Raw genomic sequence first — 4,351 nt, forward strand, 5'->3', positions numbered from 1 at the left:
AGTACCTGCATACGTGCAGAGAATCTGGGTTATTTGGCGCCGCCAAGGCCTCCCTGTCGGATCGATTCGATATGTCGCACCCCAACCTAGACGCGCAAGTGCGACTCAATTGCATTTAGATCTGCTGGGGCCGGTCCCCATCCTTGGACAAGCCGGCCTTGGCACCTTATATGTGCGCGGTCGACGACATGCGGACAGCTCGCCCTGGGCCACCCCCGGGCGCTCGGCGTGCGAACGCGCCGGCCCCCGACTCCGAGCCGCGCGACGCGCGCCCAACGACCCGACCCGGACCACCGATACGCCCGATGGATACGATGTCTAGCCACACCTCGCAGGACATCCGCATCACCGTGGAGCCCTATTACCTGGACGATCAGTCGTCGCCGTCCGACGATCACTACGTCTGGGCCTACCACGTGAAGATCGAGAACGTCGGCGAGGCGACCGTCCAGCTGATCAACCGGTACTGGCGGATCACCGACGCCAACGGCCAGATCCAGGAGGTCCGCGGCTCCGGCGTGGTTGGCGAGCAGCCGGTGCTGGATCCGGGCGAGAGCTTCGAATACACCAGCGGCACGCCGCTCGGCACGCCGTCGGGAATCATGGTCGGAACGTACGAGATGGAGACCCGGAGCGGCGAACGTTTCGACGTCGAAATCCCCGCGTTTTCCCTGGACAGCCCGCACCAGCCCGTGCAACTGAACTAGCCCCCAGGGGCCGGCCGGCGCGGCGTTCGGCACGTCTCGACCGGTCCGGTTCCGGCCCGCCGCGCGCCCCCTGCCGGGGCCTTCGGACGGCAGACCACAGGCCCATCGACGGACTGCGCAGGCAAAGCTGTGAGCGACCAGACCTCCGACCCCGCCCGGCCGCGTCCAACCGGCGACGACGGCGCGCCCGCCCCGCGCGCGGACGATCGCGGGCCCCGCAACGCCACCGGCGCGGTGCGCCCGACCCGTTCGGAAGCCGAGGCGGCGGTCGACACGCTGTTGCGCTGGGCCGGCGACGATCCGGCGCGCGAGGGGCTGATCGACACGCCCGCCCGGGTCGCGCGCGCCTACGAGGACTTCTTCGTCGGCTACGGCCAGGATCCGCTGGAGATCCTGCAACGCACCTTCGCCGAGGTCGAGGGCTACGACGAGATGGTGGTGCTGCGCGACGTGCGCGTGACCAGCCACTGCGAGCACCACATGACCCCGATCCTGGGCCGCGCGCACGTCGCCTACATGCCCGACCGGCGCGTGGTCGGCATTTCCAAGCTGGCGCGGGTCGTCGACGCCTACGCCAAGCGCCTGCAGATCCAGGAGAAGATGACCGCCCAGGTGGCCAACGCCATCCAGGACGTGCTTGAGCCCAAGGGGGTCGCCGTGGTGATCGAGGCGGAGCACCAGTGCATGACCACCCGCGGCGTGCAGAAGCCCGGCACCACCATGGTCACCAGCCGGATGCTGGGCATGTTCCGCAATTCCGACGCCACCCGGCGCGAGTTCCTGGCCCTGATCGGCCACAGCGGCGGGCTGCATCACGGGTGAGCGCGGTGTCCGCCCTCTCCGCCGCAGCAGAGTGTCCCCTCTCCTCCACCTGGGAGGAGAGGGTTAGGGAGAGGCGGCTTGCAGGGCGCATGCCGCGGGCAACCTCCTCCCCTAGCCCCTCCTCCCAGGTGGAGGAGGGGGGTCAGTTGGGCGACTTCCAGAATCAGGATCGCCACCCATGATCGATCTGCGGCCGGTGGCGTTCGTGATCGGAGTGCTGCTGTCGATCCTGGCGGCGGCGATGCTGGTGCCGGCGGCGGTCGACCTTGTGCTGGGCCACCGCGACTGGGAGGTGTTCGTCGCCTCCGCGGCCGTGACGGTGTTCGTCGGCGTTTCGATGATCCTGACCACGCGCACCGGCTGGGCCAGCTTCAACATCCGCCAGGCGTTCGTGATGACCACCGGCGCGTGGGCGACGATCGCGCTGTTCGGCGCGCTGCCGCTGGCGTTCTCCGAACTCGACCTGTCGATGACCGATGCGTTCTTCGAGTCCATGTCGGGGATCACCACCACCGGCTCGACCGTGATCGTCGGGCTCGACAACGCGCCGCCGGGCATCCTGATCTGGCGGTCGATGCTGCAATGGCTGGGCGGCATCGGTATCGTCGTGATGGCGATCGCGATCCTGCCGATCCTGCGCGTGGGCGGCATGCAGCTGTTCCGGGTGGAGGCGTTCGACGCCGACAAGGTACTGCCGCGCGCCGCCCAGGTCGCCGCGGCGATCGCCGGGATCTACCTGCTGCTGACCGTGTTCGCGGCGGTGCTGTACTACATCCTCGGCATGACCGGGTTCGACGCGATCGCGCATGCCATGACCTCGATCGCGACCGGCGGCTTCTCCACCCGCGACGCCAGCTTCTCCTACTGGGACACCCCCGGCATCCACTGGGCGGCCAGCCTGATCATGATCGCGGGCTCGGTGCCGTTCGTGCTTTACCTGCGCGCGGTCCGCGGCAATCCGCTGGCGATGCTGCGCGACGGCCAGGTGCGCTGGCTGCTGGCCATCCTGGTCACCGCGGCGGCGATCACCGCGGCCTTCCTGACCTATAAAGGCGTGTACGCCACCGCCGACGCCGCGCGCCACGGCGCCTTCAACGTGATCTCGGTGATGACCGGGACCGGCTACGCCAGCGCGGACTTCGGCCAGTGGGGCGGGTTCGCGGTGGTGCTGATGTTCATCCTGATGTTCATCGGCGGCTGCGCCGGGTCGACCACCTGCGGCATCAAGATCTTCCGCTTCCAGATCGTCTACGCCGAGGCGCGGGTGCAGATCCGCCGGCTGATGCAGCCGAACGGCGTGTTCATCCCGTACTACAACAACCGCCCGATCCCGGATCAGGTGGCGCAGTCGGTGATGGGCTTCTTCTTCGTCTACACGCTCAGTTTCGCCGTGCTGGCGCTGTGTCTGGGGCTGATGGGGCTGGACTTCATCACCGCCGTCTCCGGGGCGGCGACCGCGATCTCCAACGTCGGCCCCGGCCTGGGCCCGGTGATCGGCCCGGCCGGCACCTTCACCAGCCTGCCCGACGCGGCGAAGTGGCTGCTCTCCTTCGGCATGCTGCTGGGCCGGCTCGAGCTGTTCACCGTCCTGGTGATGTTCGCCCCCAGCTTCTGGAAGGGCTGAGCCGGGGAAACGGGTCACCACGAAGACACCAAGGCACCAAGAGGCTGGTTTCACCACAGCGGGCACGGAGGACACGGAGCAGGCTTGCTGCGCGCGAAGCGCGCTATCCATTCGCTCGACCGACCCGACCCGCTCTCGGGCCGGCAGGCGCAATAGCCCGCGTCGCTCACCTCCGTGACCTCTGTGCTATCTGTGGTGCCCAAAACAACCTTGGTGTCTTGGTGTCTTGGTGGTGACCCCAAATCCCTCGACACCGCCGGCCAAGCGTCGTACCCCGGATCGCATGAGCACCCACGGCCCGCGCTACACGGCGAAGGAGATGCTGGCGGAGCTGGTCGGCTTCGACACGGTTTCGCACACCTCCAACCTGGCGCTGATCGCGTTCGTCGAGGACTACCTGGCCGCCCACGGGATCCCGTCCACGCGGGTGCCCAACGACGACGGCACCAAGGCCAGCCTGTACGCCACCATCGGCCCCAACGTCGAAGGCGGGGTGGTGCTCTCCGGGCACGCCGACGTGGTGCCGACCGCGCATCAGACCTGGGCGAGCGACCCGTTCACCCTGACCGAGCGCGGCAGCCGCCTGTACGGCCGCGGCACCAGCGACATGAAGGGCTTCCTCGCCTGCGCGCTCTCGCTGGTGCCGGAGTTCGCGGCCGCCGGCCTCGCGCGGCCGGTCCACCTCGCGATCTCCTACGACGAGGAGGTCGGCTGCCTCGGCTGCGTCGACATGGTGCGCCAGCTGGCCGAGGGGGCAATCGCGCCGCCGCGGGGCGTGATCGTGGGCGAGCCGACGGAGATGCGGCTGGTGGTCGCGCACAAGGGCATCAACGGCTACGAGACCACGGTCACCGGCAAGGAGACCCACTCCAGCCAGACCCAGCTGGGCGCCAACGCGATCATGGCCGCTGGGTCGCTGATCGCCGAGCTGCAGCGCCTGGCCGACCGCGCGCGCGAGACCGCGCCGGCCGACGGGCCGTTCACCCCGCCCCATGCGACCGTCTCGGTCGGGACGATCCAGGGCGGGCACGCGCTCAACATCGTCCCCGGCCGCTGCCGCTTCGCCTGGGAATGCCGCACCCTGCCGGGCGAGGACCGCGACGCCTACGCCCGCGGCCTCGACCGGTTCGCCTGGGAGACCGTGCTGCCGCGCCTGCAGGCCAGCGCGCCCGAGGCGGCGATCGAGACCGTCCAGCAC

At 69.3% G+C, this 4,351-nt stretch carries 4 protein-coding genes; all 4 read left to right on the forward strand.

Translation table 11 applies throughout. From position 1 onward, the window contains the following. The first annotated feature begins 314 nt into the window (after positions 1–314). Positions 315–707: a Co2+/Mg2+ efflux facilitator ApaG/CorD gene (gene apaG / locus CKO28_RS26840; protein WP_200344442.1), complete on the forward strand. Its 393-nt coding sequence runs from the start codon at positions 315–317 to the stop codon at positions 705–707. Positions 708–941: 234 nt separating this feature from the next. After that, the gene (gene folE, locus CKO28_RS26845) at positions 942–1,529 is read left to right on the forward strand and encodes a GTP cyclohydrolase I FolE (protein WP_338050256.1); all 588 of its coding nucleotides are present in this window, start codon (positions 942–944) and stop codon (positions 1,527–1,529) included. A 178-nt stretch (positions 1,530–1,707) separates the two neighbouring features. Next, complete coding sequence (locus CKO28_RS26850) at positions 1,708–3,153, forward strand: TrkH family potassium uptake protein (RefSeq protein ID WP_200344438.1); 1,446 nt, start codon at positions 1,708–1,710, stop codon at positions 3,151–3,153. Between the two features lie 283 nt (positions 3,154–3,436). Further along, on the forward strand, positions 3,437–4,351 hold a 915-nt coding region (gene argE, locus CKO28_RS26855; protein WP_200344440.1), incomplete at its 3' end, for an acetylornithine deacetylase.

The organism is Rhodovibrio sodomensis (assembly GCF_016583645.1).
In the GTDB taxonomy this organism is placed as follows: Bacteria; Pseudomonadota; Alphaproteobacteria; order Kiloniellales; family Rhodovibrionaceae; genus Rhodovibrio; species Rhodovibrio sodomensis.